The organism is Rhodanobacter sp. B05, assembly GCF_002001085.1.
In the GTDB taxonomy this organism is placed as follows: Bacteria; Pseudomonadota; Gammaproteobacteria; order Xanthomonadales; family Rhodanobacteraceae; genus Rhodanobacter.
This window is the reverse complement of the sequence record NZ_MUNU01000014.1, coordinates 53,386-76,718: the sequence shown is the minus strand read 5'-3', so window position 1 is coordinate 76,718 and position 23,333 is coordinate 53,386. Positions and strand designations below refer to the sequence as shown.

Annotated in this window: 23 protein-coding genes; 13 read left to right on the top strand and 10 right to left on the bottom strand. The window is 64.2% G+C overall.

The window, feature by feature from the left end; genetic code table 11:
- Positions 1-64 precede the first annotated feature (64 nt).
- The 12 genes from prfB to B0E47_RS16770 all read left to right on the top strand — a co-directional run bounded on the left by prfB (position 65) and on the right by B0E47_RS16770 (position 10,456).
- A protein-coding gene (gene prfB, locus B0E47_RS07790) for a peptide chain release factor 2 (protein WP_139351388.1) occupies positions 65-1,190 on the top strand; the annotation gives its coding sequence in 2 pieces (ribosomal slippage) (positions 65-139 and positions 141-1,190; 1,125 coding nt in all).
- 46 nt (positions 1,191-1,236) lie between these two features.
- Positions 1,237-1,554 (top strand): hypothetical protein, encoded by a 318-nt coding sequence (locus B0E47_RS07785; RefSeq protein ID WP_077513453.1) that lies wholly within the window; start codon positions 1,237-1,239, stop codon positions 1,552-1,554.
- Between the two features lie 108 nt (positions 1,555-1,662).
- Complete coding sequence (gene lysS / locus B0E47_RS07780; RefSeq protein ID WP_077513452.1) at positions 1,663-3,180, top strand: lysine--tRNA ligase; 1,518 nt, start codon at positions 1,663-1,665, stop codon at positions 3,178-3,180.
- Between the two features lie 2 nt (positions 3,181-3,182).
- The gene (locus B0E47_RS07775) at positions 3,183-3,671 is read left to right on the top strand and encodes a PaaI family thioesterase (protein ID WP_077513451.1); all 489 of its coding nucleotides are present in this window, start codon (positions 3,183-3,185) and stop codon (positions 3,669-3,671) included.
- A gap of 52 nt (positions 3,672-3,723) precedes the next feature.
- Entirely contained in the window at positions 3,724-4,026 is a 303-nt protein-coding gene (locus tag B0E47_RS07770) for a YciI family protein (RefSeq protein ID WP_077513450.1), read from the top strand.
- A gap of 8 nt (positions 4,027-4,034) precedes the next feature.
- Entirely contained in the window at positions 4,035-4,280 is a 246-nt protein-coding gene (locus B0E47_RS07765; RefSeq protein ID WP_174566970.1) for a BolA family protein, read from the top strand.
- A 137-nt stretch (positions 4,281-4,417) separates the two neighbouring features.
- Complete coding sequence (gene smc / locus B0E47_RS07760) at positions 4,418-7,927, top strand: chromosome segregation protein SMC (protein ID WP_077513448.1); 3,510 nt, start codon at positions 4,418-4,420, stop codon at positions 7,925-7,927.
- 10 nt (positions 7,928-7,937) lie between these two features.
- A complete protein-coding gene (gene zipA, locus B0E47_RS07755; RefSeq protein ID WP_077513752.1) occupies positions 7,938-8,900 on the top strand; it encodes a cell division protein ZipA in 963 nt (320 codons plus the stop codon).
- Between the two features lie 67 nt (positions 8,901-8,967).
- On the top strand, positions 8,968-9,435 hold the full coding sequence (locus B0E47_RS07750) for a hypothetical protein (protein WP_077513447.1): 468 nt from the start codon (positions 8,968-8,970) through the stop codon (positions 9,433-9,435).
- Between the two features lie 407 nt (positions 9,436-9,842).
- Positions 9,843-9,995: a hypothetical protein gene (locus tag B0E47_RS17130; protein ID WP_217318908.1), complete on the top strand. Its 153-nt coding sequence runs from the start codon at positions 9,843-9,845 to the stop codon at positions 9,993-9,995.
- Complete coding sequence (locus B0E47_RS17375) at positions 9,965-10,240, top strand: rhodanese-like domain-containing protein (protein WP_077513446.1); 276 nt, start codon at positions 9,965-9,967, stop codon at positions 10,238-10,240. Before B0E47_RS17130 ends, B0E47_RS17375 begins: the two co-directional genes overlap by 31 nt.
- Before the next feature lie 45 nt (positions 10,241-10,285).
- Positions 10,286-10,456: a hypothetical protein gene (locus B0E47_RS16770; RefSeq protein ID WP_254422863.1), complete on the top strand. Its 171-nt coding sequence runs from the start codon at positions 10,286-10,288 to the stop codon at positions 10,454-10,456.
- Positions 10,457-10,553: 97 nt separating this feature from the next.
- Here B0E47_RS16770 and B0E47_RS07730 read toward each other — a convergent pair whose 3' ends face one another.
- From B0E47_RS07730 to B0E47_RS07705, 5 genes are all read right to left on the bottom strand, one after another.
- Positions 10,554-11,177, bottom strand: a complete 624-nt coding sequence (locus tag B0E47_RS07730; RefSeq protein ID WP_077513445.1) for a cation transporter — start codon at positions 11,175-11,177, stop codon at positions 10,554-10,556.
- A 12-nt stretch (positions 11,178-11,189) separates the two neighbouring features.
- Entirely contained in the window at positions 11,190-13,076 is a 1,887-nt protein-coding gene (locus B0E47_RS07725) for a cytochrome c/FTR1 family iron permease (RefSeq protein WP_254422862.1), read from the bottom strand.
- 829 nt (positions 13,077-13,905) lie between these two features.
- Positions 13,906-14,067, bottom strand: a complete 162-nt coding sequence (locus B0E47_RS17015) for a hypothetical protein (RefSeq protein ID WP_168171031.1) — start codon at positions 14,065-14,067, stop codon at positions 13,906-13,908.
- Positions 14,068-14,252: 185 nt separating this feature from the next.
- Positions 14,253-14,546, bottom strand: a complete 294-nt coding sequence (locus tag B0E47_RS07710; protein ID WP_077513443.1) for a hypothetical protein — start codon at positions 14,544-14,546, stop codon at positions 14,253-14,255.
- Positions 14,547-14,678: 132 nt separating this feature from the next.
- A complete protein-coding gene (locus tag B0E47_RS07705) occupies positions 14,679-16,355 on the bottom strand; it encodes an FAD-dependent oxidoreductase (protein WP_077513442.1) in 1,677 nt (558 codons plus the stop codon).
- Positions 16,356-16,618: 263 nt separating this feature from the next.
- Here B0E47_RS07705 and B0E47_RS07700 point away from each other — a divergent pair, with 263 nt between their 5' ends.
- Positions 16,619-16,927 carry a UBP-type zinc finger domain-containing protein gene (locus tag B0E47_RS07700; RefSeq protein WP_077513441.1) on the top strand — a complete coding sequence of 103 codons (309 nt, stop codon included), beginning with the start codon at positions 16,619-16,621 and terminating at the stop codon, positions 16,925-16,927.
- 147 nt (positions 16,928-17,074) lie between these two features.
- Here B0E47_RS07700 and B0E47_RS07695 read toward each other — a convergent pair whose 3' ends face one another.
- The 5 genes from B0E47_RS07695 to B0E47_RS17340 form a co-directional block, all read right to left on the bottom strand.
- Complete coding sequence (locus B0E47_RS07695) at positions 17,075-17,920, bottom strand: sulfotransferase (protein WP_077513440.1); 846 nt, start codon at positions 17,918-17,920, stop codon at positions 17,075-17,077.
- Positions 17,921-17,987: 67 nt separating this feature from the next.
- The gene (locus tag B0E47_RS07690) at positions 17,988-18,995 is read right to left on the bottom strand and encodes a LacI family DNA-binding transcriptional regulator (RefSeq protein ID WP_077513439.1); all 1,008 of its coding nucleotides are present in this window, start codon (positions 18,993-18,995) and stop codon (positions 17,988-17,990) included.
- Positions 18,996-19,011: 16 nt separating this feature from the next.
- On the bottom strand, positions 19,012-21,720 hold the full coding sequence (locus B0E47_RS07685; protein ID WP_077513438.1) for a glycoside hydrolase family 2: 2,709 nt from the start codon (positions 21,718-21,720) through the stop codon (positions 19,012-19,014).
- 4 nt (positions 21,721-21,724) lie between these two features.
- The gene (locus B0E47_RS07680; protein ID WP_077513437.1) at positions 21,725-23,116 is read right to left on the bottom strand and encodes an APC family permease; all 1,392 of its coding nucleotides are present in this window, start codon (positions 23,114-23,116) and stop codon (positions 21,725-21,727) included.
- Positions 23,117-23,209: 93 nt separating this feature from the next.
- Positions 23,210-23,332: a hypothetical protein gene (locus B0E47_RS17340; RefSeq protein ID WP_256363536.1), complete on the bottom strand. Its 123-nt coding sequence runs from the start codon at positions 23,330-23,332 to the stop codon at positions 23,210-23,212.
- Position 23,333: the final 1 nt, after the last annotated feature.

Here is a 23,333-nt window from a genome sequence, read left to right as displayed (position 1 = left end):
GCGCTTTGCTATGATTCGCGGTTCATCCAGCGCCCGCCCGGGCGCCACAAACCATGGCCCGAACATGATCGAGACCAATCCCATCCATGCGCAGATCGCCGACCTCCGGGGCCGCGTCGAGTCGCTTCGGGGGTATCTTTGACTACGCTACAAAAAGCGAACGTCTGGAAGAAGTAAGCCGCGAACTGGAAAATCCCAATGTCTGGGACGATCCGACGAGCGCGCAGGAGCTGGGCCGCGAACGCGCCCGCCTGCACACCATCGTCAATGGCATCGACACGCTGACTGCGGGTCTGACCGATGCCAGCGACCTGTTGGAGATGGCCGTCGCCGATGGTGACGAGGACACCGCCAACTCGGTCGTCGCCGATCTGACCAAGCTCGAAGCACAGGTGGGCAAGCTGGAGTTCCAGCGCATGTTCTCCGGCAAGATGGACGCGACCAACGCGTTCGTCGACATCCAGGCCGGTGCTGGTGGTACCGAAGCGCAGGACTGGGCCGAAATGCTGCTGCGCATGTACCTGCGCTGGTGCGAATCGCGCGGCTGGAAAACCGAGCTGATGGAAGTCAGCGGCGGCGACGTGGCCGGCATCAAGTCCGCCACGTTCCGCGTGGAAGGCGATTACGCCTACGGCTGGCTGAAGACCGAGATCGGCGTACACCGGCTGGTGCGCAAGAGTCCGTTCGATTCGGACAACCGCCGGCATACCAGCTTCACCTCGGTGTTCGTGTCGCCGGAAGTCGATGACGACATCGACATCGACATCAACCCGGCCGACCTGCGCACCGACGTCTACCGCTCCTCCGGCGCCGGTGGCCAGCACGTCAACAAGACCGAATCGGCGGTGCGTATCACGCATATCCCGACCAATACCGTCGTGGCCTGCCAGACTGGCCGCAGCCAGCACCAGAACCGCGACACCGCGATGAAGATGTTGGCCGCCAAGCTGTACGAGCTGGAAATCCAGAAACGCAACGTCGAACGCGACGCGCTGGAAGCGACCAAGTCCGACATCGGCTGGGGCAGCCAGATCCGCAATTACGTACTCGACCAGAGTCGCATCAAGGATTTGCGCACCGGCATCGAACGCACCGATACACAGAAGGTGCTGGACGGCGACCTGGACGAATTCATCGAGGCCAGCCTGAAATCCGGCCTCGAAGCGGGCGCCAAGCGCGTCGATGCGTGAGTACTAATCCGTTGAATCAGTCCGATCACCTGCAAGGAGTCTCGGCATGAACAACAAGAAGATCTGCGCAATCCTCATCGCATTCGCCGCACTTGCGGCGCTTAACGGCACGGCTTTCGCTCAAGAGAGCTCAGGTGTCAAGCAAGACGCCAAGGCAGTCGGTCACGGCGTCGCCAACGGCGCTCGCGATGTCGGCCACGCGACCAAGCACGTCGCCGTCAAGGTCGGGCATGCCGGGAAGGAGGCTGGCCTCGGCATCGGGCACGGTGCGAAGAAGGCCGGTATCGCCGTCGGACACGGCGCGCGCGATGGCTGGAATGCGACCCGACACGCGGTCAAGCACGTGTTTCACAAGGACGATTGACGGGGGCGTCGCCGTTCCGAAGAAAACTTCCCGTGTTGTTTGCAACCCAACCCTAAACAGAGAAACGTCCGCCGCTCGGCACGAGCGCCGGCTGAAACGGAATCCCCCATGAGTGAACCGGTCGACACCCTCCCCATCGACGAAAACAAGCTGATCGCCGAGCGTCGCGAGAAACTGAAGACGCTGCGCGGGCAGGGCATCGCATTCCCGAACGACTTCAAGGTCGACAGCTTTGCCGGCGACCTGCAGGCCGAGTTTGCCGACAAGGACGTGCACACGGCCGAACTGATCGAAGCGGCCGCACGTCGCGTGAAGATGGCCGGTCGCATCGTGCTCAAGCGCGTGCAGGGCAAGGTCAGCTTCGTGCAGTTGCAGGACTTCAGCGGGCGCATCCAGCTGTTCATCCACCAGGGCACGCTGGGTGAAACCTACGAGGCGTTCAAGGGCTGGGACGTGGGCGACATCGTGGGCGCCGAAGGCGTGCTGATGCGCACCAAGACCGGCGAGCTGTCGCTACGCGTCGATGGCCTGCGCCTGCTGACCAAGAGCCTGCGCCCGCTGCCGGACAAGTTCCACGGCCTGGCCGACGTGGAGCAGCGTTACCGCCAGCGCTACGTCGATCTGATTGTCACCGAGGAAGCACGCCGCACCTTCATGCTGCGCTCGAAGATCATCGGCACCATGCGCCAGTGGCTGGAGGCACCGTCGCGCCGTTTCATGGAAGTCGAGACGCCGATGATGCACATGATCCCCGGTGGTGCCACGGCCAAGCCGTTCACCACCCATCACAACGCGCTGGATCTCGATCTGTACTTGCGTGTGGCGCCGGAGCTCTACCTGAAGCGGCTCGTCGTCGGCGGCTTCGACCGCGTCTACGAGATCAACCGCAACTTTCGCAATGAGGGCGTGTCGACCCGACATAACCCTGAATTCACCATGCTGGAGCTGTACCAGGCCTACGCGACGTATCACGAGATCATGGATCTCACCGAGGCGGTGATCCGCGATACCGCGCAGGCCGTGCTGGGCACCACGCAACTGGAGTGGGACGGCGCTGCGATCGACGTCGGTCCGGCGTTCCGCCGTTGGCGCATGGAAGACGCCGTGCTGGAACACAACCCTGAGATCCGGCGTGAGGAACTGCGTGACCGCGAGGCGATGGCCGCGCACGCGAAGCGCGTCGGCGCGCAGGTCAAGCCCGGCTACGGCTGGGGCAAGCTGCTGCTGGAAATTTTCGAGCACACCGTCGAACACACCCTGATCCAGCCCACCTTCATCACCGACCATCCGGTCGAGGTGTCGCCGCTGGCGCGCGAGAGCGATACCGACAAGGGCATCACCGACCGCTTCGAGTTGTTCGTCAACGGCAAGGAGCTGGCGAATGGCTTCTCCGAATTGAACGACCCGGAAGACCAGGCCGCACGCTTCCAGGCCCAGGTCGACGCCAAGGACGCCGGCGACGACGAGGCGATGCACTTCGACGCCGATTACATCCGTGCGCTGGAAGTGGGCCTGCCGCCGACCGGCGGCCTCGGCATCGGCATCGACCGGCTGGTGATGCTGCTGACCGGCTCGTCGTCGATCCGCGACGTGCTGCTGTTCCCGTACATGCGGCCCGAGGCCTGAGCATGGCCGCGCCCGCGCTGCAGGACCTGGCCGCCCCCGACGGCGTCTGCTACGGCTGCGGCAGTGCCCATCCGCATGGCCTGCACATCAAGAGCCACTGGCACGAGGATGGTGTGCATGTCGTTTCGACGCATCTGCCCGATGCCGATTTCCACGGCTGGCCGGGTCTGGTCTACGGCGGGCTGATCGCGATGCTGGTCGATTGCCACTCCAACTGGACCGCGATGGCGTATCACTACCGGACCGAAGGGCGTGCGCCGGACAGCCAGCCGCGCATCGACTGCGTCACCGGCAACCTTGGCGTCAAATTCCTCAAGCCCACGCCGATGGGCGTGCCGCTGACGCTGAAGGCGCGTGTCGACGGCGAGGTCGGCCGCAAGACCCGCGTGCTGTGCGAGGTCTATGCCGGCGAGGTACTCACCGCGCTGGGCGATTCGACCTTCGTGCGTGTTGATACGGCCCAACTGGCCAGGGCCGCACGGAACGCTTGAGGGGCGCGGTGGGTTAAACTCCTCGCTTTCCTCCCAGCCAGGAACCTGCACCATGTGGTTTGCCATCATCGGGACGGACGTTGCGGACTCGCTGGACAAGCGCAAGAGCGTTCGCCCTGCGCATATCGCGCGATTGCAGGCACTGCTGGACGCCGGAAGGCTGTTCGTGGCTGGTGCCTTCCCTGCCATCGAGTCGGAAGACCCGGGTCCGGCGGGTTTCAGCGGCAGCATGATCCTGGCCGAGTTCCCCTCGCAGGCCGAGGCGCGAGCCTGGGCCGATGCCGATCCCTACGTCGCCGCCGGTGTCTATGCCGACGTGCAGATCAAGCCGTTCCGCAAGGCGCTGCCGGCTTGAGTGCAGCGATGCTCGAGCAGATCCGTCAGCGCCTGACCCAGGCGTTGACGCCCACCGAGCTGGAAGTCGTCGATGAAGGCCATCTGCACGCCGGCCATGCGGGGGAGGGCAAGGGCCACTTCCACGTGCGCATCGTCAGCGCCGCGTTTGCGGGACAGTTGCCGATCCGGCGCCACCGCATGGTGTACGCCGCCGTCGACGACCTGATGGACAACGGCATCCACGCTTTGTCCATCGACGCTGAAGACAAATAGTCAAGAAAACAAGACACTTGAATTGACTTTTTCAACCAATACTTCATCCATAAATGCATTGCAGCGCCGCCCCGCGTTTGGCACAGTGCCTTGTCGCCCGGCTGTACGGGCCTTACCGCTGACCCGTTGAAGACCGCATGCGCCTGAGCACGATCAAACTCGCCGGTTTCAAGTCCTTCGTGGACCCGACCACCCTGCATCTGCCGAGCAACATGATCGGTGTGGTCGGCCCCAACGGCTGCGGCAAATCCAACATCATCGACGCGATCCGCTGGGTGATGGGCGAGAGCGCGGCCAGCCGCCTGCGCGGCGATTCGCTGACCGACGTGATCTTTTCCGGCTCCAACACGCGCAAGCCGGTGGGGCAGGCCACGGTCGAACTGATCTTCGACAACGCCGACGGCTCCATCCAGGGCGAGTACGGCCAGTACGCCGAGATCTCGGTGAAGCGTCAGGTCACCCGCGACGGTCAGTCCGCCTACTTCCTCAACGGCGCGCGCTGCCGCCGCCGCGACATCACTGATTTGTTCCTCGGCACCGGCCTGGGCCCGCGCAGCTACTCGATCATCGAGCAGGGCATGATCAGCCAGATCATCGAGGCGCACCCGGAAGAACTGCGCACGCATCTGGAAGAAGCCGCCGGCATCTCCAAGTACAAGGAGCGGCGCAAGGAAACCGAGAGCCGGATCAAGGCCACTCGCGAAAACCTGGACCGCGTGCGCGACGTGCGCGACGAGGTCGACAAGCAGCTCGACCATCTCAATCGCCAGGCCCGCGCGGCCGAGCGCTGGAAGGCACTGAAGGAAGAACAGACGCGCAAGGAAGCCGAACTGCGCGCGCTGGAATATCGCGGCCTGAAAAGCCAGCACGACGGCGAAGGTGCCGGCTTGTCAGCCGCCGAGGTCGAGATCGAGAAACAACTGGCCGGCCAGCGCCAGGTCGAGGCGCAACTGGAAAGCGTGCGCGAGCGGCATACCGAGGCGAACGAGCACCTGAATGCGGTGCAGGCGGACGTCTACAAGGTCGGTGCGGAGATCGCCCGGGTCGAGCAGCAGGTGCGGCACAACCGGGAAAGCGCCGAGCGCCTGCAGCGTGCCCATGCGGAAAGCGAACGCGAGCACGCCGAGCTGGCCGCGCATATCGGCACCGACCGCGAGCAGGTCGAGGCCTTGAGTCTGGCGCTGGCCGAGGGCGAACCGAAACTCGAAGCCCTGCAGCAGATGCAGGACGACACCGCCGAAGCGCAGCGCAGCACCGAGGCGAAACTGGCCGACTGGCAGCAGCGCTGGGACAGCCACACCCGCAATGCCGGCGAATCCAATCGTGCCGCCGAGGTGGAACGCACCAAGCTCAACTATCTGGATCGCCAGGGCATCGACCTGGCGCGCCGCCGCGAAGCGCTGGACACCGAACAGAAAGCCACCGACGTGGCTGCGCTGGACGCCGCCGGCGAGCAGTTGCGCGGCGAGCACGATACCCAGCGCGAGCGCGTCGAAACCCTCGGCAGCCTGCTCGACCAGCACAAGTCAAGCCACGAAAAAGTGCAGGAAGACGAACGCCAGGTGCAGTCGGCGCTGAACGAGGCGCGCCAGCAACTGCAGGCCGCCCGCGGCCGGCACGCCTCGCTCGAGGCGTTGCAGCATGCCGCGCTCGGTCAGGAAGAAAACGCCGCCAGCGGCTGGCTGACTCGTCTCGGGCTGAACAAGTCACGCCGTCTCGGTGAATCGCTGCAGGTCGAAAACGGCTGGGAAACCGCCGTCGAAACCGCCTTGAGCGGCTTCCTCGACAGCGTGCTGGTCGACGGTTCGCATGCACTGGCGACGGAATTCGATGCGCTCGACAACGCCGATATCGCCTTGCTCGACAACGCCGATGGCGGCGTCAACACCGCCGGCACGCTGGCCGCCCACGTGCGCGGGCCAGCCGCTGCAATGGCCATCCTCGGCCACGTGCTGACCGCCGAATCGCTGGCCGCCGCCCATCAGCAGGTGGCCTCGCTGTCCGCGCTGACACCGTATCAGTCGGTGATGACGCGCAGCGGCGAATGGCTCGGCCCGGGTTGGGCGCGCGTGCGCCGGGCGCAAGGCAGCCAGGTCGGCGTGCTGGCACGTGAACGCGAGTTGCGCGCTCTGGCCGAACAGATCGCCACGCTGGAAGCGCAACTGGAGGAATCCGCCGGACAGCTGGACGCACTGCGCACCAGCAAATTCGAAACCGAGCGTGCCCGCGACGACGCCCAGCGCGAGCTGTACAACGCACATCGGCGCCAGTCCGAACTGGCCGGTCAGCTGCAGAGTCACCGCGGCAAGCTTGAAACGGCCCGGGCCCGCGCCGAGAAGGTCAATGGCGAACTGGCCGACCTTGCAACCCAGATCGACGAGTTGCAAAGCCAGACCCGCGAGGCGCGTGCGCGCCTGGACGAGTCGGTAGGCCTGATGGGCGATCAGGAGGATCAGCGCCGCGAGCTCGAGAACGAACGGCGGGCCTTGCTGGAGGCGCGCGAGGAAGCGCGCATGAATGCGCGCGAGGCGGCCGACCAGTCGCACTCGCTGGCACTGTCGCTGGAATCCCGGCGCTCCTCGCTGAGCTCGCTGGAGCAGTCGCTGGGTCGCATGGATGCCCAGTTGTGCCAGATCGAGGCCCGTCGCACCGAAATCGGCGAGCAGCTCGCCGCCGGCTCCGACCCGATCGCCGAACTCGAAGCCGAGCGGCAGGCTTATCTGGATCAACGCCTGCTGGTCGACAAGCAATTGGTGGAAGCGCGCCGTGCGCTGGAAGATTGCGACCTCGAGTTCCGCAAGCTCGAACAGCAACGGCATCTGGCGGAGCAGGGCTTGTCGGCCTTGCGCGAGAACCTTTCCGAAAAGCGCCTTGCCGCTCAGGCGCTGCACCTTCGCGCCGAGCAACTGGCTGAGGCGATCAGGGCCTCCGGGCTGGAACTGGAAACGTTGCTGTCCGAACTGGCCGAAGACATCAATGCCGACCAGTGGCGTCAGCAGCTCGGCGACCTCGGCCAGAAAATCGCCCGACTGGAGCCGGTCAACCTGGCTGCGATCCAGGAACACGCCGAGCAGAGCGAGCGCAAGACCTATCTCGACAACCAGCTGGCCGACCTGGTCAGCGCGATGGAAACGCTGGAAGGCGCGATCAAGAAGATCGACCGCGAAACCCGCCAGCGCTTCAAGGAAACCTTCGACAAGGTCAATGCCGGCGTGCAGGAGCTTTTCCCGCGCCTGTTCGGCGGCGGCCACGCCTACCTTGAACTGACCGGCGACGACCTGCTCAATACCGGGGTGACGATCATGGCGCGGCCGCCCGGCAAGCGGCCATCCAATATTTCGCTGCTGTCCGGCGGCGAGAAGGCATTGACCGCGGTCTCGCTGGTATTCGCCATCTTCGGCCTCAACCCGGCGCCGTTCTGCCTGCTGGACGAGGTCGACGCGCCACTGGACGAGGCCAACGTCGGCCGCTTCTCCAGCTTGGTTCGCGAAATGAGCGAACACGTGCAATTCATCTTCATCAGCCACAACAAGGCCACCATGGAAGCCGCCACCCAGCTGTGCGGCGTGACCATGCGCGAGCCCGGTGTCTCACGCCTGGTGCAGGTGGACCTCGCCGAAGCGGCTAAACTGGCAGGCGCAGCCTGAGGACCCCATGATGACCGTGCAACCCCTGCTTGCCTTCGCCTGGAACGCCGCCGTAGGCATTCCACTGCTGATCGTCGGCCTGATCGTGCTGGCCCTGATCTGGTTGTTCGGCCAGCCGAAGAAGGAGCAGGGCAAGCGGCGAACGGCCAGCGATGGGCATGGCCGCGAGCGGCGTGAACCCACCGTTGGCGGCTCCAGCCTGGCGGACGACCCGTTCTTCGACACCGGCGATCACGTCGCGGCAGAGGACGATCGTGCGGTCGCGGCACCGTTTCAGGGCGAACTCGATGTCGGTTTGCGCGAAGAACTGGAGCGCCTTGGCGCCACGCTTTCCGGCGAACAGGCAGCAGCCCGATCCAGCCAGCGGCTGGTCGGTCATGCCGCCTCGATCGTGGACGCCTTGCGCGCGCCCTCGGACAAGGGCGTGCCGCCGGCACCGGCGGTCGCCGGCAATCCTCCCGCAGCCGCCCCAACGGCGCCCAAGCCGGCCCCGCGTTCGGATCTCGGTCGTCGTCCGGCGCAACTTCCGGTGGAGCGCATCGTCACCTTGTTCGTGGTGGCCCGCGCAGGAGGGCACTTCGATGGTCCGAATCTGGTCGTGGCCGCCGAAAAGGCCGGGCTGGAATTCGGCGACATGGGCATCTACCACCGCCTGGTCGACGGCAAGCGCGAGCTAGGCCCGATCTTCAGCGTCGCCAACATGCTCAAGCCGGGCAACTTCGACCTGGCGCGCCTGGACGCATTGCATACGCCCGGCGTCAGCTTCTTCATGACCTTGCCGGCTCCGATTCCGGCACTCGACGCCTGGGATGCGATGTTGCCAACAGCACAGCGACTGGCCGAGCTGCTGGATGGCCAGGTGCTCGACGAGGAACGCAACGCACTGGGACGGCAGGGCATCGCCCATATCCGCGATCAACTTCGCGGTTGGGATCGCGATCACGAAGGCAAGGAAATCATCTTCGGCCGCTGACCCGTGCCGATCCTTGCGCGCTGCGCCAGCGCGGCGGGGCAAACCCGTAACCGGAGATCGTGAGGCGATGGCCATACCGTTGTCGTGGAAGGTGGCTGGGGTGGCGGTTGGCCTGATCGCGGCAGCGCTTGCCTGGAATGGGGCGTCGCAATATCTCGCCTCACGTCACGCTGATGAAATCATCCAGGAATCCGCCCGCGCCACCGCGATGGAGGAGCAACAGGCGCAGGTGCAAGCCCAGCAGCGCCACGACGAACTTGCGGCCAACCTGCGCCGGCAACGTGCCGAGTTGGCCAGCAACTATCGGCAAGTAGCCAGCCAGGCCCGGGAGTATCAGGTCAGGCGAGCCGTGCAGGTGGGCCGGGAGTTGCAAGAGGCGCAGCGCGTTGAAGACAGCTATGTGCTGGACAAGAATCAGCAATGCGCGAATGGCATCGTCATCGACCGCCGTGGCTCGAGCTTCAGTCTGGTCCGTGGCAAGGATGGACAACCGATTCGATGCCAGCGGGACAAGGCTGCCGAGCCGCTGCGCTGAGCAGGGTGCGGCGTATCTTCATGCTGTTCGTGGACCGGACAGTTGACGCAGTAGCGTGGCCACCCGCTGCCGTCCGCGATCTGTATCGGTGCTAGAGTGATTCGTCGTCGGTACGTAACGGTGGTGTGGTTATGAGTGCTGAAGTGACCGTACGCATCCCTGAAGCCCTGCGCCAGTTTGCGGGAGGCAGCCGGGAGTTGCGCATCGCGGCTTCGTCCATCGAAGAGCTGATGACGGGTACGGCGCTCTGATCAACCATATCTGCGCGCGCGATGGTCAGCTGCGGCCGTTCGTCAACTTGTACGTGGGGGACGCCAGCATACGAGCGCTGGATGGCCTGCGCACGAATCTCAAGACGGGAGATGTGGTGACCATCCTGCCGTCGATAGCGGGAGGTTGAGCGCGCCATGTCGGGCCGGGAACAGCGTCTGGCTGAACTGAAGGAACGCGTTGCGGCAGTTGCACCTGAAGACGCGTATCGCCTGGCCCAGGGCAGTGCGACCCTGCTGGATGTGCGTGATCCGGAAGAATGGGCGGCTGGCTCGCCGCGAGGCGGGTGAGGCTGGGTCGCAGCTTTCTCGAGCTCAAGGTGGAAGACGCCATTCCCGGAATGCACGATCCGGTCCTGGTGCTGTGCGCCAGCGGCATGCGTTCCTTGTTTGCGGCCGAGAGCCTGCTGCAATTGGGCTATCAGGATGTCCGTTCGGTTGCGGGTGGGTGTGCGGTTCCTTGCCGTCCCATGGGGTCGTGCCCGGATAAGGGCGGGCGGGGTCATGCCCGCCCGTCTTTCCCTGTCATGTCATAACACCGCGGTGCTCACGTAAGGTGGCCACCGCACAGGAGAGAACGCATGGTCACCGCCGAACCTCACGAACACGATCGCGATCATCATCACGACCATGGCCATGGCGTAGCACCGGATGCGGACAAGAAGTACCTGACCATCGCGCTGCTGTTGCTGCTCGGCTTCATGGCGGTCGAGGTGGTGGTCGGCATCCAGGCCAGGACACGTGCGAGATGAAGCATCGCCGGCGACGGTGGCACCGGCGAATGGATCGCGTGGAACAGTCGAAGGTCAACGGCGTAAGCCATCGAGTCAAACCCCGACATCGGAAACGTCATGGCTTCGCGATCGAGGCAAGGGCCGCGATCCGCGCTTCCTTCGCTTCGCGCAGGATGCCCAACGCCTCCTTCAGCACGTAGCACGCGATGGCCGCACCGATGACCAGATCGGGCACCGCGCTGTGTAGAAGCAGCACCAGCACACCGGAGACGATCACCGCCAGATTGGCGATCACATCAGCACGCGTGCACAGCCAGATCGCGCGCAGATGCACCTCACCGTGCTGAAAACGCGCCAGAAGTCGCAGCACTGTGGCGTTCACGACTAGGGAGACGAAGGCAATGCTCATCATCCAGGCACCCTCGGGATGGCTTCCCATGGTCAGGCGCCAGACCACGCCGGCCAATACGCCGAGTCCCAGCACAACCAGCAAGGTCCCGTTCCAGTGGGCGGCCGCAGCCTTGAAACGCACGCTGCGCGACCAGGCCATCAGCGCGATGCCGTAGGCGCAGGCATCGCCCAGCATATCGAGCGAATCGGCGACCAAGCCCATCGACTGGACGATCACGCCGGCGACGATGCCGACCACGAACATCGAGGCATTGAGTCCCAGGGCGAGACGAAGAATCCGGCGTTCCGCCTCATTGGACGCTTGCGCATGGCAGCCGCAGTCACTCATGTCCTGCTGCTTTCATTCTGCGTTGGGGAGGACTTCCTTGGTTGCCGTGGATGACGGCGTGGGTTGGCGGCCACGACAGATATTGAACACGAATCCGACCGTCAACAGCACCAAGATCACCAACTGGGCCAGCAAGGACTGCCAGGTCGGATAGATGCCCAGCAGTTCGATATGCGGCACCGGTGCCACGCTCACCGCGACCCAGCCGGCCTCCTGCAGTGCGGCGATACCTTTGCCAGTCAGCACGATGGCGAGCACGGCGATCAGCGCCGAACTTGCGGAGAAGAACGTGCTGATCGGCAAGCGCCGGCTGGTGCGCAGCAGCACCCAGGCGATCAGGCCCAACACGGCGGCACCGGTGGCGATGCCGCCGAGCAGCCATACCTCCTGTCCGTCGTTCCAGAGCGCGGCGTAGAACAGGATGCTCTCGAACACCTCGCGGTACACCGAGATAAAGGCCAGCCCGAACAGGAACCACGCGGAACGTCGGTTGAGCGCGGCCGCCATCTTTTCCTTCAGATACGCCTGCCAGCGACCGCCGATACTCTTCTGGTGCATCCACAGGCCCACCCCGAGCAGCACGAACGCCGCGAACAGCGATGACAGTCCCTCGGTCAATTCGCGACCGGCACCGCTGATGGAGATCGCGTAGCTGGCGATCGCCCAGGTGATACCGCCGGCAACCAGCGCAAGGATCCAGCCGGCATGCACGTAGCGCAGCGCTTCGGGCCGTGCGGCCTTGCGCAGGAAGGCGAGCAGTGCGACGACGACCAGCAGGGCTTCCAGACCCTCGCGGACCAGGATAGTGAAAGCACCCAGGAAGATGGCGGCAGCATCGCCCGCCGCATCGGCGGTGACTTCCTGTGCGCGTACCAACAAACCATCAATGGCATCGACCTGTTTCACCACCGACGCCACGGAAGCGTTGCTCGACAGCGCGGTGCGATAGGCACCCATCGCCGTTTCGAGCTGGGCGCGCAGCGCGCTGTCACGTGCATTGAGCTGCGGCTCGACCGGTTCCACCCCATCGAGGTAGGCCGACAGCGCAAGTTGGGTGGCTTGCGTCGGCGCGCCGGCACGGTAAGCCGTCAGGCTCGCCGCCAGTCGCGCCCGCGCCAACGGGATGCCCGCCAATGCCTGTTGCTGGACGACGTCCGGATGAGCCCGTAGATAACCCACGATCGTCCGAGCACGTTCCGCACCGAGGGTGGGCGTCAACTGCGCGACACGCACGCGAGACAACTCCTTCAAGTCGGCGATCTGCGCTCGCGCGGCGCTGACGCGTTGCCAGGTATCGGCACCGGTGACTGCTTCCTTGGTGTAAGCCAGCGAACCCACGTAGTACGCCAGCGCCCAGCGGTCGTCGGAAGATAGTTTCTGCGCGTAGCTCGCCATTGGCGTGCCTTCAACGCCCTGACTGATCACCTCGTACAACGACAGCGCGCTGCGTTGATCGGCCCGCCTCTGATCGGTGAAGTTCACCGGTCGGGGCGACAGCAGCAACCCAGCAGACCCATCACCGTGACCGGTGGCACCATGACAGGCGGCGCACTGGTTTTGATAGAGCGTTGCCCCGCGCGCCAGATCGGGAGCGCGTTCCGGTGCGGTCGGGACCGGGTACGCCTGCAGCAACGCATCGGCCAGCGCATGTGCCTGTGTCGCGACCTGAGCGGGTGCAGCCTTGGCATCAACCGACGCCACCAGCGTGTCAGCCTGCTTCAACAGTGAAGGCATTGCAGCGGTCGGCTTCAACGCACCGATACGTGATCGAGCCGTCCTCGTGAACTCCCGCATCTCGGCGTACTCGGAGGTGCTGATCACAGCGCCATCCTTCACGGCACCGGCGTAGTCGGTGGCCAGGTAGTCGAGCATTTGCCAGGTCTGCGGAACCGAGGTCATCGCATCCTGAGCCATGACCGGGAAGACCGTCATGCCGAGAAGCAGAAGCATTGCCATAGAAAGGTCGCGTAAAATGCCGCGAATACGATTCGTTATCATTCGTGAATGATACTCGTCCTTGAAGAATTCGCTAGCACATCAAGCACACGACGACGCTAAGAGTGAGCGGCCGTTCTTGGCTTGAAGTCATCGGATCTTGCAGTGCCCAACCGAGAATGATCGTCAATCAAGGAGGGTAGGGACGGTCATACGAGTCATAGAACTGTGCCCACTTGCTGAAGCCGCCCAATTCACCCACGGCGCGAATCATGGCGACATGCGATGCTGTCAGTAGTGCAACTTGAGATTCGAGTTCGGCGATACGTATATCGCGATCTGCCAGTGCGCCAGCGGCAGCGACTCCCGATAGTTTGCTCGGCCTGCCTCGCCAGCGACACAAGCCGGAATCCATGTGTATGTTCACTCTGTCACCCCATGCGTCGACAGCGGAAACCATCCGGCGCAGTCGCTTGTTGCACATCTCGCCTCGTGATCTGGTCGAGCGCTTTGGTTCACCGTTACCTGGATCGGGGACTCGGAAGGTATCCGGCTCCTACACCTTTATCGATATCCGGGGCAACGTGATAACAGTGTACGACTGGAAAGCAACCGCACTTTACGACGGGCGCCCCGAAGCGGATTTGCCGCTCGTGACGAGCTTTTGGGCGTCGACGGAGCCCGTTGAGTTCTGCGTCGCCGCCCGCGGTACTGTTGGATGGTGGCGCGTTCACGCGCATAGGGCTTCTGGCTAGCTTTCTTCTTTTGATCTGGCTCCAGGCTCCCCCTGTCTTTAACGAAGATTGCTGCTGCCATCGTTGCCGCCGCGTTGCTGCTGATCGTCGGCTTTGTGGGCTACCGCGAGTTTGAGCGGCAACGCGATATCGACCAAGCGGCGGCTATCCAGCAGTTCAACGATAGTGCCAGGCAAGTAGTCGCCCAGAGCCAGGCTCAAGATGCATACGGTCGTGAACTTCAGCGTCGAAAGCTCCTTGAGGATTGACGCCGTCGTGAGCTGCTGGACGGGCAGGGGTGTGTCGGCGGTGTCGTCGTGGTGGTGCGCGGGTCGAGCTACACGCAACTGAGCGGTGTGGGCAATCCGGTACGCTGCAGTGGTGGCTACGCGGATCGCCCGATTCGCTAGAACAGCGTCAGTTGGCGCCGGCCGAGTTCCTGCCGATCCCAGTCGGCCGTGCGTATGTGCTGGCGCATGACGTGTTCGGCGATGCGGTGTTGTCGCACGCTGCCGCCGGGCGCGATCAACCATTGCTGGCGGACGCGCCAGCCTGACCAGCGGCCGCCCAGGTCGTGCCGGCCTTGCATGAGGTCGTCGCGCCATTGCAGCACGTCGCGCAGCGGCAGGCGCCAGCCGTTGGGCATCAACAGGGCGTCGCCGTCCAGACGCCAGTTCGTCTCACTCCAGAATCCGTGCATGGTGCGTGGAACCCCCGTTCCTGATCGCGGCATATGCCGCGAGGGTGAGGATAATCACGACTGCTAGATTTCGCATAATGTATATTATGTAAAATAATATATCACACGTGGCGTATAGAGACAGTCGGAAACCTAACTCGACTCGGGATTCAGGAACTTATGCACCGCCTGGATCACCACCGACCCCTCGCCGACGCCGGACGCCACACGCTTGACCGAACCGCTGCGCACATCGCCCACCGCAAAGATGCCGGGCATGCTGGTAGCGAACAGCCCGGAGGTGGGCCTGCCCTCGCCATCGACGCCAGTGCTGACGAAGCCCTTCGCATCCATTGCGAGACAGTCATGAAGCCAATCCGTGTTCGGCTCGGCGCCGACCATCACGAACACATTGGCGATTGCCAGGGTTTCGCGTGAGCCATCGTGCCGTCCAGACCAGGTCACCTGTTGCAGGCGGTCATTTCCCTCAAGGCCAACGATCTGCGTTTCGGTGTGCAAAGTGATGCGGGGCGATTGCTGGATACGCTGGATGAGATAGTCGGACATCGTGGCTGCCAATCCGGTCCCACGCACCAGCACGTGCACATGCGCGGCGATGCGCGACAGGAACACCGCCGCCTGTCCCGCGGAATTTCCGCCACCCACCACCACCACTTCCTCGCCCGTGCAAAGCTTCCCTTCCATCGGCGTGGCCGCGTAGTGAATACCCTGCCCTTCATAGCGGTCGTAGTTGGGCACATCCAGTTTGCGATAGCGGGCTCCCGTCGCGATCACCACGGCACGCGCCGCCACCCGCTGTCCATCGTCCAGTTCCAGCTGGTAAGGCTGCGACGCGCAGTGGAGCCTCACCACATTGCGTGAGATGGCCAGGCGAGCACCAAACTTCTGCGCCTGAATTTGCGCACGGCCCGCCAAGGCCTGACCCGAAATGCCGGTGGGAAATCCCAGATAGTTCTCGATCTTCGACGACGTACCCGCCTGACCTCCGGGCGCCATGCCCTCGATCACGATGGTATCCAGCCCCTCGGAGGCGGCGTACACCGCCGCCGCCAGCCCTGCCGGCCCCGCTCCCACCACGGCGACGTCATGGACGTGGCCGGGTTCGAGCGATTCGGTCAGCCCCAGGCTGTCGGCAAGCTCCGCCGTCGTCGGGTTCATCAACATCTGATGGTCCGGCGAAACCACGACGGGAAATACCCGCGGCTGGAGCTCGAACGTGTCGAGCAGTCCGGCTGCCTTCGGGTCGAGATCGGTATCGATCAGGCGATGCGGGTAACCGTTCCGGACCAGGAATCGCTGCAGTCGCAGCGTGTCCGCGCCATGCTCCGGCCCGATCAGCACGACGCCGCCGATACCCTGCTGGATGATGCCAACGCGGCGAAGAATGAACGCGCGCATGATGATCTCGCCGATGTCAGGCTCGGCGCTGATCAGCCTGCGGAAGTTGTCGCGAGTGATGCGGATCAGGCGGCTCTCGGCCACCGTCAGGCCCGATACCAGGATCTTGCGCTGATTGAAGTGATCGAGTTCGCCGGTGAATCCATGGCGCGTATGCGTGGTGACCGTTCGCGGATGGCCATCACTGTCGAGATCGACAACTTCAATGCCACCTTCCAGCACAAGAAAGAAATCCGCGCCGCGTTGACCGCGTTCAAACAGAACGGTACCGGTGGGTACCTGCTCAGCCTCGCCATAAGCCGCGACACGTTCGGCCATGTCGTCGCTCAGGCGAGGAAATCGCTGCGCGTCGCGTGAATGAGGGTCCGGATCGACCGGGTCGTACGAAGCGTTGCGCGTCTCGTCTTGCATGGCGCCTCCCACTGGCGGGGGCAGGAACGTGAAACACTGATCGGGTCGACACTGCAGAGAATCAAGTACCTTCCTCCTCTGCCGCAGCGTACCTCCGTGACCGGTCAGCGCCCGAAGCCGTGCGTGCCAACTCGACGATTTCGTGGGCTTGCCCGTTGAGTACGGGTTTCATCATCCCGATGCCGAAGCCACCGTCGCCGGACTATGATCCTTGCGCACCAGCAAGCATAGATCCCCCCTCCTGCTGACAACGGAGTTCCCCCATGCCCGACCATTGCACCCATCTTGCTTCCATCCGTGACGTCACGCCCAGTGCGCGTGGCTGCGAGGAATGCCTCAAATCCGGAGATACCTGGGTTCACCTGCGCATCTGCCGTACCTGTGGTCACGTGGGTTGTTGCGACGATTCACCAAACCGTCACGCGAGCAAGCATTTCCACCACACGCAGCATCCGATCATCGAGGGCTACGACCCGCCGGAAGGCTGGGGCTGGTGCTATGTCGACGAAGTCTCGTTCGATCTTCGCGACCGCATGACGCCTCGGCTCGGTCCCATCCCGCGCTATTACTGACCCGATGGTCAATGGCCATGTAGTCAATCACGGCATGGTGCCTTACCTGGTAGGCCAAAGACGTGGATTAACGGGGATGCCACGCGCAGCATCCGACCCGACTACGTCGGCAAAAAGGTGGCGCCCGAGCAGGAATTCACCGGGTCATTACACGATGGGCACCTGGCTGACGTTGTTCTTCGGATCCATCCAGAACGATTCGTGCACGAAGCGACTGAAGATTTCGCGCGGCAGGATGGAGGTACGCTCGATCGGCTCCAGCTTCGGGCGCACGGTATGCAGGCCGGGCATGCCGACCCGCGCGTCGAACTCGTCGGCGTTGTAGGCGATGTGGTCGAAATCGTGTTCGAACCAGGGTTCGCCGATGAACTGGTAGACCGCGCGCATGGCTGCCGACGGGTTGCGCACCAGGCTTTCGTAGGTCAGTACCAGCAGGTGACCCGGGGCATACTGGCCATAGAACGCATCCTTGGTGGCCTGGAAGGCGAACCCCACCATGCCCCGCGGGTCGGTCAGCGCCTCGATGCGTGAGTACACCGTGGTGTTGGTGTCGAAGCGGAACACCTTGCTGACCGCGACCGGCTGCTTGCGTACCAGCCGTTCCATGCTGTCCAGCACCCATGACAGCTCGCGTACGCACGCGATGACCTTCGCCCCCGGCAGCAGCGTGTCGAGCAACTGCATCCGGCTGCACCACAGCCGGCTGGTGTCGAACACGACACCGGCGTCCGCCTGCCCCGCATAGAAGCTCTCGACCAGGCCGCGCAGCATCGCCACGCGCTGGTCATCGGAGACGGCGAACGAGAAGTCGTTCTTGCTGCTCGCCTCCGCGATCACCACACCCATGATGTCGGCCAGCGGGCTGGTCATGCCCGCGCGGAAACGCGGGTTCTGGTTGAGGATGGCGGCCAGCAGCGTGCTGCCCGAGCGCGGCATCCCTGAAATGAAGTGAAACTTCCGGGCGGACTTCGCGGTGTTGGCTGCGGCAGGCATGCGGGTACCCTCCTTTGAATTAATGGTGTTGCTTGCAGAAAAGTACCCGGATGGTACGCAATCCGGGCTACGGCGTGGCCGCCGTCGAGGCGCGGATGCGCATTTCGTAGTCGACCTCGACCATCCGCGGTTCTCCCTTGTCCAGCACGCGCAGCAACAGTTCCTGGGTGGCGCGCCGGCCCATCTCGCGCACCGGCTGGTGGATGGTGGTTAGCGGCGGCCACACCTGGGTCGCGATCATCGTATCGTCGAATCCGCAGATGGAAATGTCACGCGGGACCGATACCCCGGCTTCCGCGGCTGCCCAGATCGCACCGATCGCCATGTCGTCGTCGGCCGCGAAGACGGCGCTCGGCCGCTGCTTCAGTGCCAGCAACTGGCGCATCGCCGCCACCCCCGACTCGAAGGAAAACCGGCCCTGGACCATGTACATCGGGTCTTCTTCCAGCCCGGCGCGCTTGAGGCCGTCGCGATAGCCCGCCAGGCGCCAGATGCCGGCGCCGTGTTCGGGATCGCCAAGAATATGCGCGATGCGGCGGTGGCCAAGCGAGACCAGGTGTTCCACCATCGCCGCGGCCGCCTCACGCTCGTGCAGCATCACGCCGATGCAGTTCTCGGGGTGGCGAGGCGCGATCGAGGCGAACGGCAGGCCGTGCTTGCGCAGGCAATCCAGCAACTGCGGATGATCGGTGATCGGCGGGGTGAGGATCAGTCCATCGGGCTGGTGCCGTGACAGAATCTCCTCGACCCGCTCGACGAAGTCCGCTGCCGTCGAGACCAGCGGCTGCACCATCATGCTGTAGTGCCTCGCCTCGCACGCTTCCAGCACGCCGGCCTGCACTTCCATGATGTAGCTGGGCGAAAGGTTGTCGTACAGCAGGCCGATCATGAAGGAACGGTTGGTGGCCAGGCTGCGCGCCGAGGTAAGCGGCCGGTAGTTGAGCGTGGCGATGGCGGACAGCACGCGCTGGCGCATCGACTCGCTCACGTTCGGCTCGTTGTTGAGCACGCGCGAAATGGTCTTCTTCGATGTCCCGACGATGCGGGCGACGTCGCCGATGGTCACGCGCGTCATGAAGGTCTGGCCTGATTCAATGCTTGGTTCCCTGCGTAGCGTCTACCGGCACGCTCCGGTCGGGAACGTTCCACCCGCTGACTTCGACGACCGGCGTCGCCGTCCCCTGCCCTGCGTAACGCGCGGTCAGGGTGAGCGACTCGCCGGGCCACAGCGTAACGTCATTGTCGCTCCACAGGATCGGCAGCGCGAGGTCGCCGTGCGCGGCCCGTCGGATCGCCACGTGCTGGAGCAGCGCCACCGCCTTCGACGATGCGGGTACCGTCAGCGTGACCGTCACCACGTTCTCGTCGCCAGCGCGTCGCAGTGTCGCGTGCACCTGGTTCGTCGCGGTCGGCAGGGACTGCAACGCGGTCAGGTCCGCGTATTGCGTCACCGGCGTGAGGTACCAGTTGGAGTGCGCCCAGTCGAGCACATCGGCCTGCGTCGGAAGCCAGTAGACGTTGCGGCTGACGGGTTGACCGCCGCTCGACTCCAGACTGAGCTCGACGAAGTAGGTGGGCGACAGCCCGGAAAGCCTGGGCAGTGTCAGCAGGCGCGACGTATGGTTCCCGGCGAGGTCGATACCCGTCAGGCGCTTGTCATAGCGCACGCTGCCATCAAGGTTGCGCACGCGGATTCGCGCCTGCAGGCCGTGCTCGTCGATGAGGGTGTGGTTGACCAGCACGATGGCGCGTGTGTCGTACGAGTACTGAATATGCACCAGCTCGTTGGCCTTCTTGGCGCCGAAATACGCACCTGCCGGGTTGAGGTAATAGTCGTAAAGATGCCAGTGCAGCGAAGGCCAAGCGTTGTTGAGCATCCAGTAGATCACGCCGGTGGATGGATTGGCTGCATCCATGTGGGCGTTGAACGCCTCGAACTGCGCGCGGACGTTGTCGTAGTTTTCAAGCTGGGCCTTGGCGACGAAGTCTTCGAGACTCCTGGGTGGTCCGTAGCGCCTGGCCAGCGCCGTATCGAATGGCTCGATGCTCGAGAATGGCGACCACGCCGATGCGGCGTGGAACTGTCTGACATCCGGATACTTCCACAGCGCCTCGCGCTCCTGTGGCGACAGCATGCGTTCGATATCCTCCAGGCGCGGGATGTCGGCGCCGGCACCCACTTCGGAATCGAACCCGAACGCGCCGCCAAGTTTGTCGGCGTACCAGTATGCGGGCGGCACCCACGCATAGGGACCCCGCATCTTGAAACCCGACGGGCCGGTCACGGCAGTTTCCTGCTCCGCCGCATCGGAGATGATCGGGTTGGGCCAATCGGCGGCGCGCAGCGTGTTCACGTACATTTTGGCCAGCGCGGGTGGCGGCGCATTGTCGCTGCCGATCAGGAAGCCGATGACGGATGGATGGTTGCGCAGCAACCTGGCCTCGCTCGCCATCGATTCGGCGGCGGTCTTTTCATCCGCGGCGTTCCACGGCTCGCCGCCCGTCTTGGCGGCGGACTCCCATTTGTCGCAGCATTCCCAGCCCGGCAGGATCAGGATGCCGTAGCGATCGGCGAGGTCGTAGAAGTGCTGGTCTTCCAGCTTGCCTTCGCTGCGAATCGTGTTGAGCCCGAGATTGCGGACGTAGTCGAATTCGGTGGCAACGCGCGCGGGGTCATGGCGCAGGAACATGTCGGGTGCCCAGCCGCCGCCACGGATCAGGACCGGCTTGCCGTTGATGGAGAACTGGCGGTAGCCCTGCCTGGTCAGCGCAGACTGCACTCTGCGTATGCCGAATGTCGCACTCGCCTGATCGGAGGTCACGCCCCCGACGGCGACGGTGAATTGCAGCTGGTACAACGGCTGCGCGCCCATGCCGATCGGCCACCAGACCTTGGGCTGGTTCAACGCCAGGCCCGGATCGGTGCTGGGCGAAAACGCCACGGTTTCGCTCTGCCCGGGCTGCAGGTGCACCACCCGGTGCAACGTCACCCCGGCCACCTTTCCGGTAACCGTGGCATCGCGTGACACGCGGTCGAGATTCCGCACATCCACCTTCACCGTCAACGCCGCGTGCGCGAGGTCCGGCAGTGAAAGACTCGATGTCACTGCGGGGAAGCGCAGCTCGACCGGCCCGGTCTGCACGATGTCCACGCCTCGCCAGGGGCCCATGTTGTTGTCGGGTGGCGGCGGATTCCAGTCGACCCAGCCCATGGAAAAATCCAGTTGCGGATCCGCCGGATGCACGCGCAACGCCAGCGTGTTCACGCCCTCATGCACCCACGGCGTGACATCGAACACGTGCACGGGATACGCGCCGCGCAGATCGGCCCGTGCCGCAATTTCGTGCCCGTTGAGCCACACGTCCGCACCGCCAACCATCCCGTTGGTGCGCAACAGCGTATGCCGACCCTGCGCGATCGTGGCCAGCGTGAACTGCGTGCGATACCACCAGGGAACCACGAACTGGTGTTGATTGGTATCGGGCACCGCCACCGTGCGCAGGTTGTCGCCGTGGAACACGTCCTGGTACTTGCCGTTTTCCAGCAACCCGGCCATGACCGTGGCGCGACCACTCACCGGATACCAGTCACTGGTCGGGAAGCCATCGGCCGAAATCTCCGCCCCACCCTGCTGCGCCTTGGCATTCGACTGGATTTGCCAATGGCCAATCTCGGCCGCCTGGCCGGCATCCTGGCCAATGGGCGTGGGCGCGTAGACGCTTGCGGCATGAGCACCCGTTGCGGCCACCCATGCCACCGCCGCCATCGACCAGACCGCACGACTCACAATAGTTCGCATGGCGTCATTTGCTCCCGAGATAGACTTCCCGTATTTGCACGGGCGCGAACGGCCAGGACTTGTTGGCCTTGGCCCAGATCACGAACACCACCAGCCCCGCGACAATCCACGCACCGGACAGGATCAGCGACAGCGTCGAGGCCGACGCGTAAACGTAGATCCACCCCAGCAGCGCGATCACGCACGGTACTGGATACAACCACTGCCGGTATGGCCGCTTGAGACCGGGCTGGCGCTTGCGCAACACCACCAGCGCGACGATTTGCGCGGCCGACTGCACGATGATCGTCGCCGCCAGCAGCATGTTGATGACTTCGGTCAGATCGAAAAACGTCCCCGCCGCCATCACCACGCCCATCGTCAGCAACGCAATGTGCGGGAATCTGTGTTTGGCGTGCAGTCGCCCGAACACCGACAGGAACACCTTTTCATGCGCTGCCTGATAGGGCACCCGCGAGCCGCCGAGCAGGCCGGTGTACACCGAGGCGAAGGCCGTCACGATGATCAGGACCGTCATCACCGACGCGGCGCCATGGCCCCAGCTGTGTTCGACCACGAATGAGGCCACCGATGTGGATTGGGCGATCTCCTGCCACGGTGCCACGCCGAGCACGCTGATGTTGAGGACGAGATAGATGATCATCATCGCCACCACGGAGATGATGATCGACCCGGGCATCGTCCGGCCCGGATCGCGCAGCTCATCGCCCATGTACGCGGTGGTGAAATACCCGAGGTAATCGTAGATGCCGATGATGAGCCCGGCCCCCAGGCCCACGAAGAACTGGCTGCCGGCGAACGCGCCGGCCGGGTAGGTGAAAGCCCACTCCGGGTGGAAATCCCAGAACCCGGCCGCGGACACGCCCACGACGGCAATCAGCATGATGACCCACAGCCCGATCGTGATCGCACGGATCGATTCGATGCGTCGATACAGCAGGAACACGACCAGGAAGCACGCGATCACGCTGATGAGGTGCACGGCCGTCCAGCTGAGGTGCGGGAAAAAGAACCCCAGGTACTCGACCATGCCGATGATGCCGGTCGACATCAGCAAGGGGATGGTCAGCAGCACCGTCCAGATGAACAGGAACGGCATCAGCTTGCCGGTACGGTATTGGAAGGCTTCGCGAAGGTAGACGTAGGTACCGCCCGAGCCCGGCATCGCCGCGCCCAGCTCGGCCCAGACCATGCCATCGGCCGCCGCCAGGATGGCGCCGACGATCCAGCCGATGATGGCCTGCGGCCCGCCCATGGTGGCGACCATGATCGGGATCGTGATGAACGGCCCGATGCCGCACATCTGGGTCATGTTGATCGCCGTTCCCGAGAACAGGCCGATCGAGCGCCGGAAGCCGTCGTCGCGGGTGGCTGGGGTGGTGTTGGAATCCTGCATGTCTACCCTGCTGTGGTCGGACCCGATCCGGGTGCGTGGTGGAGCGGCTTGCGCGAAGCACCGATGCGCGTGCGGGCACGCCCGCCGCGCGTGTCAGCCCCCATTCAACACCTCGTCCAGCATGTCCTGGTCGCCTGGCTTGCCGAGTGCGTAACCAGCCGCGGGGAGACTGCCCGCCGCCATGGCGATCAGCCATGCGCCGGGCGCGCGTGTCATA